This is a genomic window from Micromonospora echinofusca, assembly GCF_900091445.1.
In the GTDB taxonomy this organism is placed as follows: domain Bacteria; phylum Actinomycetota; class Actinomycetes; order Mycobacteriales; family Micromonosporaceae; genus Micromonospora; species Micromonospora echinofusca.
The window spans coordinates 163,561-177,020 of the sequence record NZ_LT607733.1; the positions used below are offsets into that span (position 1 = coordinate 163,561).

At 72.7% G+C, this 13,460-nt stretch carries 10 protein-coding genes; 2 read left to right on the top strand and 8 right to left on the bottom strand.

Annotated elements, in window-relative coordinates; all coding sequences use genetic code 11:
• Nucleotides 1–33 precede the first annotated feature (33 nt).
• The gene (locus GA0070610_RS00795; protein ID WP_435820190.1) at nt 34–1,479 is read right to left on the bottom strand and encodes a lytic transglycosylase domain-containing protein; all 1,446 of its coding nucleotides are present in this window, start codon (nt 1,477–1,479) and stop codon (nt 34–36) included.
• 39 nt (nt 1,480–1,518) lie between these two features.
• Here GA0070610_RS00795 and GA0070610_RS00800 point away from each other — a divergent pair, with 39 nt between their 5' ends.
• Together GA0070610_RS00800 and GA0070610_RS00805 are read left to right on the top strand one after the other, a co-directional pair.
• The gene (locus tag GA0070610_RS00800) at nt 1,519–1,737 is read left to right on the top strand and encodes an FmdB family zinc ribbon protein (RefSeq protein WP_088998240.1); all 219 of its coding nucleotides are present in this window, start codon (nt 1,519–1,521) and stop codon (nt 1,735–1,737) included.
• A gap of 184 nt (nt 1,738–1,921) precedes the next feature.
• Nucleotides 1,922–4,753, top strand: a complete 2,832-nt coding sequence (locus GA0070610_RS00805; protein ID WP_088998241.1) for an ATP-binding protein — start codon at nt 1,922–1,924, stop codon at nt 4,751–4,753.
• Nucleotides 4,754–4,835: 82 nt separating this feature from the next.
• Here GA0070610_RS00805 and GA0070610_RS00810 read toward each other — a convergent pair whose 3' ends face one another.
• From GA0070610_RS00810 to arfA, 7 genes are all read right to left on the bottom strand, one after another.
• Complete coding sequence (locus tag GA0070610_RS00810; RefSeq protein WP_088998242.1) at nt 4,836–5,375, bottom strand: phospholipase; 540 nt, start codon at nt 5,373–5,375, stop codon at nt 4,836–4,838.
• Between the two features lie 179 nt (nt 5,376–5,554).
• Nucleotides 5,555–7,219: a glycoside hydrolase family 10 protein gene (locus GA0070610_RS00815; RefSeq protein WP_088998243.1), complete on the bottom strand. Its 1,665-nt coding sequence runs from the start codon at nt 7,217–7,219 to the stop codon at nt 5,555–5,557.
• 372 nt (nt 7,220–7,591) lie between these two features.
• Nucleotides 7,592–8,608, bottom strand: a complete 1,017-nt coding sequence (locus GA0070610_RS00820) for a glycoside hydrolase family 43 protein (protein ID WP_088998244.1) — start codon at nt 8,606–8,608, stop codon at nt 7,592–7,594.
• Complete coding sequence (locus tag GA0070610_RS00825) at nt 8,605–9,504, bottom strand: carbohydrate ABC transporter permease (protein ID WP_088998245.1); 900 nt, start codon at nt 9,502–9,504, stop codon at nt 8,605–8,607. The genes GA0070610_RS00820 and GA0070610_RS00825 overlap by 4 nt, the downstream gene beginning before the upstream one ends.
• Before the next feature lie 10 nt (nt 9,505–9,514).
• A complete protein-coding gene (locus GA0070610_RS00830) occupies nt 9,515–10,480 on the bottom strand; it encodes a carbohydrate ABC transporter permease (RefSeq protein WP_088998246.1) in 966 nt (321 codons plus the stop codon).
• A gap of 6 nt (nt 10,481–10,486) precedes the next feature.
• The gene (locus GA0070610_RS00835; protein WP_088998247.1) at nt 10,487–11,815 is read right to left on the bottom strand and encodes an ABC transporter substrate-binding protein; all 1,329 of its coding nucleotides are present in this window, start codon (nt 11,813–11,815) and stop codon (nt 10,487–10,489) included.
• A 56-nt stretch (nt 11,816–11,871) separates the two neighbouring features.
• Nucleotides 11,872–13,386 (bottom strand): arabinosylfuranosidase ArfA, encoded by a 1,515-nt coding sequence (gene arfA / locus GA0070610_RS00840; protein WP_088998248.1) that lies wholly within the window; start codon nt 13,384–13,386, stop codon nt 11,872–11,874.
• Nucleotides 13,387–13,460 lie beyond the last annotated feature (74 nt).

Genomic DNA, 13,460 nt, shown 5'->3' on the forward strand with positions numbered 1-13,460 from the left:
TGTCCAGTTCTCCAATGTACGCAGACGATCACTTCACGTGCGGCTGGCCTGTCCGTACCGGTTGGCGGTGTCGTAGACGTCCTGGGCGTAGCGGCGGACGTCGTTGTAGGACAGGATCGCGTTCCACCAGTCGGCCGGGATGGTGAGGTTCCGGCCGCCCTTGCAGAGGTAGTTGCCGGCGGCGAGGGCGGCGTCGTCCAGGTCGTGCGGGTCCTTGACGCCGTCGTTGTCGGCGTCGGCCCCGATCTCCTGCCAGGTCGTCGGGATGAACTGCATCGGCCCGACCGCCCGGTCGAGGACCGGGTCCTTGTCCATCACGCCGCGGTCGGTGTCGGGGATGCGCATCCGGCCGCCCTGCCCGTCGAGCGGCAGGCCGATGATCTCGGGCAGAGCCTTGCCGTCCTGGCGGAGCGTCGCGCCGTTGGCCTGACCGTGCCCCGACTCGACGAACCCGATGGCCGCCAGCGTGGTCCAGCTCAGCCCGCAGCTGCGGTTGGTCTGGGCGAGCACCACCTCGGCGTAGCCGTACGCCTGCATGGCCACCGGCGAGATGCCGACCTTGGGTCCGACCTGGGCGGCCCACCCGGCCAGCGCGTCCGACGGCCGACCGGTGGAGCCGCCGACGACCGGGCCGGTCGGTGCCGTGCCGGGCGGCAGCGCCGTCTGGGTGGGCAGTGGCATCCCGCCGGGCGGTGGCGTGCCGCCGGGCAGGGGCGCCTGGGGGTCGGTGGTCGGGGCGGGGGAGGTGGCGTCGACCGCGACCGGCCGGGTCCCCCGGGCCGTCGCGGGCACCAGCAGCGCGCCGGCCGCAGCCGTCGCCGCGACCAGGGCGAGCAGGAACACCCCGGGCAGGGTGAGTCGCCCGCTGGGTCGCCGCGACCAGTCCCGCGTGGCTCGGGCGGCGGCGATCGCGACGCGGTGCGGAGGCTGGCGTACGGCGTGCGCGAACTGCACCCGGCGGCGCCGGGGCCCGGCGGCCGGTTTCGTCGCGGGCAGGTCGACCTTCGTCTGCGCGAGGTCGCCTGCGCCCGACGCCGCGCCGTCGCCGTCCTTCGCCCCGCTCCCGGTGGCCGCCGCTCCCGTGGCCGAGGTCGCGGTGGCCGGCTTGCCGGCCGCGCCGCCGCCCTCCGTGTCGGGGGCGCTCCTGTCCTCCGGCTGCGCGGCCGTGGTGGCGGCAGGCTCGTCCGGCTTCGCGGCCGTGGCCGGCTTCGTCTCGGTGGCGGGCTCTGCGGCCGGCTTCGCCTTCTCCACCGGCTTCGCCTCGGCTGCCTTCGCCTCGGCTGCCTTCGCCTCGGTGGCCGGCTTCGTGTCCTCCGTGGAGGTGGATCTCAGCCAGGGGCGGCGGGGACGCGGCAACCGCGTCGCGGGCCCGGGCACGGCGCCGGATTCGGCGAGCGGCCTGTCGATGGGTGCCGCCGGCCGCAGGGGCCGAAGGGTCTTCCTGTCCTCGCCGTCCACCACAAGTTGAGTATCACCCATGTACCCCCGTACGTCAGGACCGGTCGTACCCTGGGTGCCATGCCCCGGTACGAGTTTCGTTGCCGCGCCTGCGGCGACACCTTCGAGGTCAACCGTCCGATGGCGCGGGCCGCTGAGCCGGCGTCCTGCCCACAGGGGCACGCCGACACAGTCAAGCTCCTCTCCACCGTCGCGGTCACCGGCCGGGGCGGCGGTGCGTCCGGTGGCGCGCCGGCGCCGGCCGGCGGAGGGTGCTGCGGCGGCGGCTGCGGCTGCTGACCGGCGGTCCGCGCCCGCCCGTCCGGGCCGGTGCCTCGTCCGCCGCGACGTCCGCCGGCCCAACCCCTCCGGCCAGCCGGGGCGGACGGCTCCCCGGGGGTCGGAGCCGCCCGACCGTTCTCACGATGCGTGATGGCCCGGTATCAGGCAGCATGAGTCCGACGTCACGGGCGGAGGTTCCACCATGTCGCCACGGATCCATCTCCCGAGCGGGTTGGTGACCTTCGTCTTCACCGACATCGAGGGCTCCACCCGGCTGGCCCAGCTGCTCGGGCCGGACTACCCGCCGGTGCTGCGGGAGCACCGGCGCCTGCTGCGCCGTACGATCGCCGCGACCGAGGGCGCGGAGCTGCTGACCGAGGGGGACTCGTTCTTCCTCGCCTTCGGCGACGCGACCGCCGCACTGACCGCCTGCCTGACCGCCCAGCGGGCGCTGGCCAGCCACGAGTGGCCCACCGCCGACGCCGTGCCCCGGGTGCGGATGGGGCTGCACACCGGCTGGGCGGAGCCGCGCGACGGCGAGTACGTCAGCCCGGAGGTGCACCGCGCGGCGCGGGTGGCCGCCGCCGCCCACGGCGGCCAGGTGCTCTGCTCGGCGTCGACGGCGCGGCACGTGGAGCCGTTGCCGCCCGACGCGTCCCTGATCGACCTCGGCCTGCACCGGCTGCGCGGCTTCGACGACCGGGAACGGCTCTACCAACTGGTCGCCCCCGGCCTGGAGCGGCAGTTCCCGCGACCCCGCACCGCCGACGCGAGCGCACACAACCTGCCCACCCCGGTCACCTCGTTCGTCGGCCGGGACGCCGAGCTCGCCGAGCTGAGGCGGCTGGTGGAGGCGCACCGGCTGGTCACCGTCCTCGGCGCGGGTGGCGCGGGCAAGACGCGGCTGGCCGTGGAGCTCGCCGTCGACCTGGTGGAGTCCCATCCGGACGGGGTCTGGTTCGTCGACATCGCCGCGGTCACCGACCCGGGCCTGGTGGCGTTCGAGGTCGCCGCCGTGCTCGGTCTGCGTCCCGAGCCGGGCCGCCCGATGGTGGACACCCTGGTGGAGTACGCGGCCGCGCGCCGCATGCTCATCCTCCTGGACACCTGCGACGCCCAGCCGGCCGCCTCGGCCGACGTGATCTCCCGGCTGCTCGCGGGCGGGATGGGCGTCCGGGTGCTCGCCACCAGCCGGGAGTCGTTCGGGCTGCCGGGCGAGGTGGTCTGGCGGATCCCGTCGTTGTCGGTCGACCCGCCGGTCGAGGGGGCGGAGAGCGACGCCGTCGCGCTGCTGCTGGACCGGACGGCGGCGGCCCGGGGCGGCCGGCCCCCGGACCCGGCGGAGTCGGCCGACCTGCGGCGGGTGGTGCGCCGGCTGGACGGGTTGCCGCTCGCCATCGAGCTGGCCGCCGCCCGGTTGCGGGTGCTCTCCGTCGGTCAGCTCGCCGCGCGTCTCGACGACGTGCTGGGCACCCTCGACGCGGGGCGGGAGGACCCGTCCCCGGCGGAGCCGGTACCGTCGGGCGACCGGCAGGACGGCGTGGATCCGGTGGCGGCGGCCGTGGGGATGGCGTCGCCCAGCCCGGCCGTCCGGGCGGTGCAGCGCTCCGCCACCGAGCGGCACCTGACCATGCAGGCCACGGTCACCTGGTCGTACCGGACGCTGGGGCCACGGGCCGCCCGGCTGCTGCGCTGGCTGGCGGTCTTCGCCGGCCCGGTGGACCTGGCGGCGGTGGAGTGGCTGCTCGGCGACGACCCGCTCGATCCGCTCTCGGTGCTGGTCGACAAGTCGATGGTGCTGGCCGAGCCGCACGCCGCGGGCAGCACCTACCGGATGCTCGACCCGATCCGGGCGTACGCGGCGCGGCGGCTGGTGGAGGCGGGGGAGGAGCGGTCGGCCCGCAACCGGCACGTGGCGTGGTCGATGCACGCGCTGGAACGGGCGCACCTGGGCCCGGACGGGCGGCCGGTGACCCTGTCGCTCTACGCCCTCGACCCGCTCGCCGGCGAGCTGCGGGCCGCGCTGCGCTGGTGCGCCACCGGCGGCAGTGCCCGCGCCGGTCTGCGGCTGGCCGGGGGCCTCGACCAGTGGTGGCGGGAGCGGGGCCTGGCCCGGGAGGGGCGACTCTGGCTGTTCCGGCTGTACGGGCGCATCGCCGAGACCGGGGAGCGGATCCCGGAGGCCGAGCTGGCGGCGGCGTACCACATGCACTCGCTGCACGCCGGCGCGGACGGCGAGTTCGCCGAGGAGCTGCGCTACTCCCAGCGGGCGGAGGCGGCGGCCCGGCAGGCGGGCGACGCGGGCCTGCTCGCCCGGGTGCTCGCCGGGCGGGCCGCCCCGCTGGTCGACCTGGGACAGTTCGCGGAGGCCGAGCGGATCTGCCGCGAGGTGATCGACTGGGCGTCCGGCCAGGAGGTGCTCGGCGACGCGCTCTTCGGGGTGTTCAGCCTGGCCGAGCTGCTGTGGCGGCGGGGCGCCCTGGACGAGGCGGCCGAGCTGCTGGGCGCGGCGCGACCGGTGGAGGCGGCCCGGCCGGTGGAGCGGGGGCGGCGCTCCGTCGACATGCTGCTCGGGATGGTCGCCTTGGCGCGTGGGGACCTCGTCGCCGCGCACGAGCACCTCCAGGTGGCGCTCCGCTCGCGGATGAGCCACGGCTTCCACGGCCGGGCCTGCGACACGTTGAACGCGATGGCGGTGCGCTGCGCGGCCGGCGGCGACGGGCTGACGGCGGCCCGCCTGTTCGGCGCGGCGGGGGCGACCCGGGCGAGCATGCGCTGCGCCCCGGGCATCTACGGCGGGTACTGGGCGCAGCGGCAGGGGGAGCTGCGCCGGGAGTTGGGCGACGCGGCCTTCGACGGCGCGTACGGCGAGGGGACCGAGCTGGGGCTGGAGGAGGCGGCGGCGCTGGCCCTCGCCGTCGAGCACCCGGACCTGGCGGCCGGCTCGGCGCGGTTCGGCGCCGGTCACGCCCGCGTGGCGCCCCGCCAGACCGTCAGTCCCGACCGGCGCCGCCACCACACGGGGCACGCCTGACGGTGGGGTCCGCCGTCCGTGCCGGTCGGGGTCCGCGTCGACCTGGTGGGCGGGGACGCGGACCCCTGGCGGTACGGGTGGGTCAGCGGCTCAGGGCGGCGCGGCGCTCGGCGTCGGCCTTCATCCGGGCGGCGCGGTCGATGTCGGCCTGCTGCACGGCGGCGACCGAGCCGAAGGCGCTGACGGCCTGGTAGTACGTCCAGGCGAGGCTGGTGCAGGCGGGCCGCACGACGCTGTTGTACGTGGCGCAGACCCGCTTCAGGTCGGCGTAGAAGGCGCTGTCCAGCCGGGCCTTGTTCGCCGAGAACCGGCTCATCGCCTTGTAGTTGCGGTAGCCGAAGTCGTGCCGGTAGCAGGAGAGACTGAAGTTGAAGCCGAGCGGGTTGTCCGGGCTCGACGAGCAGTAGTCGGTCGACCAGTTGAACTCGTACGCCGCCCAGGCGCCCTTGTTCAGCCGGCCCGAGTTCCAGGAGTTGTAGCTGGTGGCGCTCGTCTGCGTCCAGCTGGACAGGACGGAGAGCTTCTGCGAGGTCGTGACGGCGGCGGCGGGGGAGGAGACCCCGAAGACGAAGAGCATCGTGAGCGCGGCCGAGGCGAGCAGGGTGGTGAGGCGTCTGGGCACGTGTTACCTCCGCGGGGGATGGCGGGCGGGACGGGGGTTACCGGCGGGTCACCGGAATGCCGAACAGTGTGGATCATGGAGGGATCCGGGGGATGTGGTGCCCGCCGACAATTGGTGACAGGCGTTGAAACAGACGAATGCCCCGGGCGCCAGGGGCACCCGGGGCATCCGGTGGGACGTCAGCGGACGAACGCCGGCGGGCTCGCCGGGCTCTCGTTCGCCAGTCGGTCGAGCGCGGTCACGTAGTAGGTGTACCGCTTGCCGGCCTCGGCCGTCGTGTCCACCCAGGACTGGGTCCGGGTGCCCGCGTCGGCGCGGACCGTGTCGACCAGGTGCGCGGCGTCGGCGAAGTCGCACCGGCCGGCCAGGCCGGTCCCGTCGAAGCGGTAGATCGCGTACGAGGTGGCGGTGCCGAGCGGGCCCACGCCGTCGGCCGGCTGGAGCCAGCTCAGGTGGACTCCGTCGTCCTGCCGCGCGGCCTTGGTGACGACCGGCATGAGCAGCGGCTTCTTCGGCAGGTGCGTCATGGTCGGGACCAGCGCCGGGCGGGAGTAGTGCTCGGCGGCGTAGATGTCGGTCGCGCCGAGCCGGTTGGCCCGCACCTGAACGGCCGAGAAGTGGACGTTGCCCAGGACCTCCGGGTACTGCCGGTTGAGCGTCAGGTGGTTCGACAGCTCCCGCGGGTTCATCCAGAACGAGCCGTAGACCGGGTCACCGCTCTTGTAGTCGGCCTGCCCGATGTAGAGCTGCACCCGGGTGCCCTTGACCACGTCCGCCCACCACGGCACCAGCCGGGTGTAGTCGGCGGCCGGGTACTGGCCCATGTACCAGTAGAGCTGCGGCACGATGTAGTCGATCCACTCCTCCTTGACCCATTTGCGGGTGTCGGCGGAGATGATGTCGTACGACTGGCTGCCGGTGGTGTCCGAGCCCAGCGGGTCGACCGACTGGTTGCGCCAGATGCCGAACGGGCTGACGCCGAACTTCACCCATGGCTTCTCGGCCTTGATCTTGGCGTTCATCTCCTGGATCAGCAGGTTGATGTTGTCCCGCCGCCAGTCGGCCTTGTCGGTGAAGCCCCGGTTGTGCGCCGCGAAGGTGGCGTCGTCGGGCACCTGGTGGGTGCCGCTCGGGTAGGGGTAGAAGTAGTCGTCGAAGTGCACGCCGTCGACGTCGTACCGCTTGACCGCGTCCATCATCGCGGTCTGCACGAACTCGCGGACCTCCGGGACGCCGGGGTTGTAGTAGAGCCGGCTGCCGGCGACCCCGGCCGGCGGGTAGGCGAAGGTCCACTCCGGGTGCTCGCGCACCGGGTGGTTCGGCGCGAGCTGGTTGATGTCGGCGCCGGCGCCGCCCGGGGCGGGCATGGAGATGCGGTACGGGTTGAACCAGGCGTGGAACTCGAGGTTGCGCTTGTGCGCCTCGGAGACCACGAACTTCAGCGGGTCCCAGCCCGGGTTCTCGCCACGCACCCCGGTCAGGTACTCCGACCAGGGCTCGTGGGGCGAGGGCCAGAACGCGTCGGCGGTCGGCCGGACCTGGACGACCACGGCGTTGTGGTTCAGCCGCTCGGCGAGGTCGAGCAGCTGGCGGTACTCGGCCTGCTGCGCGGCGATGCGGTCGGGCGCGGTCTGGGACGCCTTGCTCGGCCAGTCGATGTTGACGACCGAGGAGATCCACATGGCCCGGAACTGCCGCTTCGGGGTGGCCGGGTCGGTGACGCAGGTGGTGGTGGAGGCGGCGGTGGTCGCCGCGTCGGGCGCCGCGCTCGCCGGGGTGGCGGCGACGAGCGCGCCGAGCAGTGCGGCGGCCAGCCCGGCGGCTCCGAGCCGAGTTGCCTTCATGCGGTGTGTCCCTTCGTTGGGGCTCCCGTGTCAGGGGTTCATCGCGGCGCAGACGGCAAGATTCGCCGTTGACAATCTGCCGCTGGTAGGAAATTTTCACACCTCACGGCTCTGCGCAAGAGTCTGGACGGGATCGATCCGTCCGTCCACGTCCGTTCGTCCCCGTGGCCGGGGCCACGGCGCGCAGGGTGCTGGACCGCACACGCCGGGTGCAGTCCGATTGGCCCGGGATCGTCAGGATCGAGGAGGGTGCACGCCGGGTGGCATCGCCGGTCACCGGCCGCCACGGGGGGCGGTCCGGACGGTGGGAGGGGTACGAGGACAGCGCGGCACCCGACAAATCGGGTGCCGCGCTGTCGGTACCTCCGGCCGTCAGGGCCTCTGCTGGGGCCCCGCCGTCGGGCCCTTGACGACGGGCTTGCCGTCGGTCCAGACGACCTCGTCGAGCCAGACCTGGCGGCCCGGGTCGACCGTGCCCTCCTGGCCCGGCGGCCAGGCGTGGTAGAGCAGCCAGGTGCGCCCGTCCTTGACCACCATGGAGGCGTGCCCCGGCCCGGAGGCGGCCTCGTTGGTCTTCAGGATCGGGTTCTCCGGGGCCTTCACGCACGGCCCGGCGGGCGACTCGCAGACCGCGTAGCCCTCCGCGTACTCGGCCCGGTCGTAGGCGTTGGCGGCGAAGAACAGGAACAGCCTGCCGTCGTGGCGGTGCAGGAACGGGCCCTCGATCAGGGCGCCCTCCCACGGCTCGGTCTGCTTCAGCAGCTTCGTCGGCTCGCCGAGCAGGCGCAGCCCGTCGTCCGAGAGGCGCTGCGACCAGATCCAGGTGTCCACCCCGATGGCGTTGCCGTCGTTCTTCCACAGCAGCCAGAGGCTGCCGTCGGTGTCCCGGAACGGGCTGGCGTCGATCGCCCCGCCCAGCTCCGCCTGGCAGATCAGCGGGCCGGTCGAGTCGTCCCGGTACGGCCCCTGCGGCGCGCTCGCCACGGCCCGCCCGACGCACTGCCGCCCCGACTCGCGCCCGGCGACGGTGTAGTAGAGCGCGAACCGGCCCGGGGCCGGTTCGATCGCCTCGGGCGCCCAGGTCTTCCCGGCGTCCGCCCACGCCGGCAGTTCCGGCAGCGCGTCCCCGGCCGGCGTCCAGTCGACCAGATCCGTGGAGGTGAGCACCGGGACGTTGCGGCCACCGGCGTTCGTGTGGAACAGGTACCAGGTGTCGCCCACCCGGATCGCCTGCGGGTCGGGCGCGTCGGTGCGTACGACCGGGTTGGTGAACATGCGCGCGTCGTCTCCCGTGTTCGAGGGTTCTTCTCCACCACCGCAACCGGCGGCGAACAGCGCGGCGGCGAGCACCGCCGCCGCGCCGCGCCGCCGACTGGTCCCGACCGTCATCCCTTCAGCCCGCTGCGGGAGACACCCTGGATGATGTGCCGCTGGGCCAGCACGAAGAGGACCAGCACCGGCACGCTGGCCAGCACCGCCCCCGCCATGATCACCGGGTAGTCGGTGACGTAGGCGCCCTGGAGCAGGCCCAGCCCCGGCGGCAGGGTGAGCGTCTCCGGGCTGAACAGCACGAAGATCGGCCAGAGGAAGTCGTTCCAGTTCGTGAGGAACGACAGCACCGCCAGGGTGGCCAGCGCCGGCCGGGACAGCGGCAGCACCACCCGCCAGAAGATCTGCCACTGGTTGGCCCCGTCCAGCACCGCGGCCTCCTCCAGCTCCCGGGGCAGGGAGAGGAAGAACTGCCGCAGGAAGAACACCCCGAACGCGCTCGCCGCCCCGGGGACGATCACCACGGTCAGGGTGTCGATCCAGTTCAGCTCGTCGACGATCAGGAAGTTCGGGATGATCAGCGAGGTCGGCGGGATGAACAGCGTCCCGACGATCAGCGCGAAGAACACCCCGCGCCCGCGGAAGCGCATCCGGGCCAGGGCGTACGCGGCCATCGAGGCCGTCGCCAGCACCAGCAGCGCGTGCGCGGTGGCAGCCAGCATGCTGTTGGCGAACCAGCGCAGCACGGGGTTGGCCGAGTTGTTCAGGATCTGCTCGTAGCCGTACCCGGAGATCGGCTCCGGCAGCCAGGTCGGCGGGATCTGCTGGGCCCCGGTGTAGGTCTTCAGCGAGGTGATGACCATCCACACCAGCGGCAGCAGGAAGACCAGGGCGAGCGCGACCAGGGTGGCGTAGAGCGCGGTCCGGCGCAGCGCGGTACCCGGCGCGCGCCCGGCCGCCGGGACACCGACCCGGCCCGGCTCGGGGGCGCGCGTGGTGCGCGTGGGCGTCGTCATGGCGGTCCCCTCAGTCTTCCCGGTAACGGAAGAGGCGGAAGTTGGCGATGCTCACGACCGCCAGCATCAGGGCGAACACGATGCTCATCGCGGCGGCGCGGCCCGCGTCGTTGTCCCGCAGCCCCTCCTCGACGATGAACCAGACCACCGTGCGGGTCTCCGTGCCCGGCGCACCCTGGGTGATCAGGAACGACTGGCCGAACACGTTCGCGGAGGCGAGCACGGTCGTGGTGATCACGAAGAGCAGCACGGGACGCAGCCCGGGGAGCGTGACGTGCCGGAACCGTTCCCAGGCGCTCGCGCCGTCCACCTTCGCCGCCTCGTACAGCTCCTGCGGGATGTCCTGGAGCCCGGCCAGGTAGATCACGGCGTTGAAGCCGGAGGTCCACCAGACGGTCACCCCCACCAGCGAGACCCACGCCCACGGCACGTCCGTCACCCAGGGGGTGTCGGCGGGCAGCCCGACCATGCCGGCGAGCCGGTTCACCAGGCCCAGGTTCGCGTCGAGCAGGAAACGCCAGAGCAGGCCGATCACCGCCACGCCCAGCACGTACGGCGCGAAGTAGACCGCCCGGAAGAAGGTCCGGCCGGGGAACGACCGGTTCAGCAGCAGCGCCAGCCCGAGGGGTACGACCACCAGCAGCGGCACCGCGAAGACGGTGAAGATCCCGGTCGCCCGTACGCTCTGCCACCAGTCGCCGTAGACGGCCGATTCGCTGGAGAACAGTTCGGCGTAGTTGTCCAACCCGACGAAGGGCCGGTTGGGCAGCTGGAAGTCCCACTGGTGCACGCTGAGCCAGAGACCGAGCAGGATCGGCAGCAGGCCGAAGACCCCGAACAGCAGCAGGTACGGCGCGAGGAACAGGTACGGCGTGGCCCACCCGGCCCGGCCCGGCCGGGTGCCCCGGCGGGCGGCGCCGGCCGCCGGGGGCGGCGCGTCACCGCGCGCCGCCCCGACCTCGATCACGTCCGCCACGGAAACTCAGCTCCCGTACTTCTTGCGGTTGTCCTCCAGCTGCTTGTTCGCCTTGGCCACCCCGTCGTCCAGCGCCTGCTTCGGCGACTTCTTGCCCAGCGCCGCCTCGTTGAACGAGTTGTAGAAGGTCGTCATGACCTCACCGAGGCCCGGGGCCGCCGGCGGGAAGGCCGCGTACTCCAGCTCGGGGGCGAGCGCGTTGACCTCGGCCAGCGCCTTGAAGTCGGCGCTGTCGCGGACGGCCTTGCGGGCCGGGACCTGGCCGCCCTTGGCCCAGTCCAGGGAGTGCTGGCTGAGCCAGTTGATGAACACCTTCGCCGCCGAGACCTTGTTGGCGTCGTTGGCCCGCTGCTTGACGATCGTGAAGTTGTGCGAGTTGGCCCAGGCGGCCGGCTGCGAGCCGATCTGCGGCAGGGGCGCGACGCCCCACTGGATCTCCGGGCTCTTCTTCAGGTCGTTGATCTGCCAGATGCCGTTCCAGTTGAAGGCGTTCTTGCCGCTCTTGAAGGCCAGGTAGTCGGCGTCCTGCCCGACGTTGGCGGGGGAGTGGCCCTGCTTGATCAGGTCGGTCAGCCAGGTGCACGCCTCGACGGCCTGGTCGGAGTTGAAGGTGGCCTTGGTGGCCTCGGCGTCGAAGACGCTGCCGCCCCACTGGTGCAGCAGCGAGTAGAAGGTCATGCCGCCGGTGAACTGGAACGGGCTGACCCAGAAGCCCTGTACCCCGGACTTCTTCAGCTCGGTCAGCGCGGCGGTGTAGTCGTCCTTCGTCGCCGGCGGCTTGTTCGGGTCGAGCCCGGCGGACTGCATGACCCCCTTGTTGTAGTAGAAGCCGAGGGGGTGCATGTCCAGCGGGATGCCGTACCGCTTGGAGTTGTAGAGCCCGCCCTTCCAGACGGTGGGGGCGAAGTCCCCCTCGGACAGCTCCAGGGTCTTGGCGACGTCGTCCAGCTCGGTGATCACGCCGCGCGCGGCGAACGTGGCGAGCTGGTCCATGTGCATGACCGCGATGTCCGGGCCGGCGCCGCTGGAGGCCGCGCCGGGGAGCTTGTTGTAGTAGTCCTCCCACTGGTACGTGGCGATCGCGACGGCGATGTTCTGGTGCTCGGTGTTGAACTGGTTCACCAGCGCCTTGAAGATGTCGCCGTCGCCGCCGGTGAAGCCGTTCCACAGCTTCAGGTCCACCTTCGGGCCGGTGTAGTCCTTGCCGCCGTTGCCGGCTGCCGGGCCCGAGCTGTCGTCGTCGCCGCCGCACCCGGCCAGGGTCAGCGAGGCCGCGGCGCCGAGCCCGAGGCCGAGGCCGAGCAGGCGCCGCCGGCTCATTTCGTTCTGCATCATGGGATTTTGCTCCTTGGGGACGGGATGGATTGTGCCTGCTCAGGACAGGCGCGGTGTCAGCCGCCGACGGGGGAGAAACGCAGCATGTTCCAGGAGACGGCCGGCAGGCGCACGGAGCACCGGCCGCCGTCGGTGGTGGTGGTGGGTAGCTGCCGAGGCGTCACCCGGTCGGGCTCGGCCTCGGTGTTCGTCGCCGTCGGGTGGTCCCCGGCGGCGAGGCTCACGTGCGATGAGGCGGACAGTCCTGCGAGGCCGCGCAGGTCGAGGTGCAGCTCCAGGTCCGTGTCGCCCCGGTTGACCGCGAACACGGTGAGCTCGCCGGTCTCCTCGTCGTGCACGGCGACCGTGTCGAGCACCGGCACCTCGCCGTACCGCTTCGTCTCGTACGTCGGGCCGACCGGCTCCGTACGCAGCACCGTGCCGCGGGCGTGCCGGGCGGTGAGCGCGAACGGGTGGAAGATGCTCTGCCGCCAGGCGGGGCCGCCGGTGCGGGTGCGGATCGGGGCGATCACGTTGGCGAGCTGGGCCTGACAGGCCACCCCGACCCGGTCGGCGTGCCGGAGCAGGGTGATCAGCAGGTCGCCGACCACCACCGCGTCGACGGCGGTGAAGTCGTCCTCGATCAGCGCCGGGGCCTCGACCCAGCCGCGCCGGTCCAGGTCGGCCTGGAGACGCGACTGGTACCAGACGTTCCACTCGTCGAAGGAGATCTTCAGCTTCCGCCGGTCCCGCTGCTTCGCGGCCACGTGGTCGGCGGTGGCGACGACCTCGCGGATGAAGTTGTCCATGTCCACGGCGGAGGCGAGGATGCTGGCCCGGTCGCCGTCGGACGGGTCGTAGTAGGTGTGCGCGGAGATGTAGTCGACGTGCTCGTAGGTGTGCTCCAGCACCGTCGCCTCCCAGGAGGCGAAGGTGGACATCGTGCGGTTGGAGCTGCCGCAGGCGACCAGGCTGATCGACGGGTCGATCATCTTCATGGCGCGGGCGGTCTCGGCGGCGAGCCGGCCGTACTCGTCGGCGGTCTTGTGGCCGACCTGCCACGGGCCGTCCAGCTCGTTGCCCAGGCACCAGAGCCGCACCCCGTACGGCTCCTCGGCGCCGTGCTTGCGGCGCAGGTCGGACAGGTGGGTCCCGCCGGGATGGTTCGTGTACTCCAGCAGGTCGCAGGCCTCCTGCACGCCCCGGGTGCCGAGGTTGACGGCCATCATCGGCTCGACCTCGGCCGCGGCGGCCCAGGTCATGAACTCGTCGAGCCCGAAGGCGTTGGTCTCGATCGTCTTCCAGGCCAGGTCGAGGCGGCGGGGGCGGTCGCCGACCGGGCCGACGCCGTCCTCCCAGCGGTAGCCGGAGACGAAGTTGCCCCCGGGGTAGCGGACCACCGACACGCCCAGCTCACGGGTCAGCTCCAGCACGTCGCCGCGCAGCCCCCGAGAGTCCGCGGCGGGGTGTCCGGGCTCGTAGACCCCGCCGTAGACGCAGCGACCCATGTGCTCGACGAAGGAGCCGAAGAGCCGCCGGTCGGCCGGTCCGACGGCGAAGGCCGGGTCGATGGTGAGCTGCGCGGTCCGCAAGGGTGCCACCTTTCCTGGTTGCCGGGTACCGGGTGACCACGGTCACTCGGTGCCCATGGTTTCTACAACGTTGT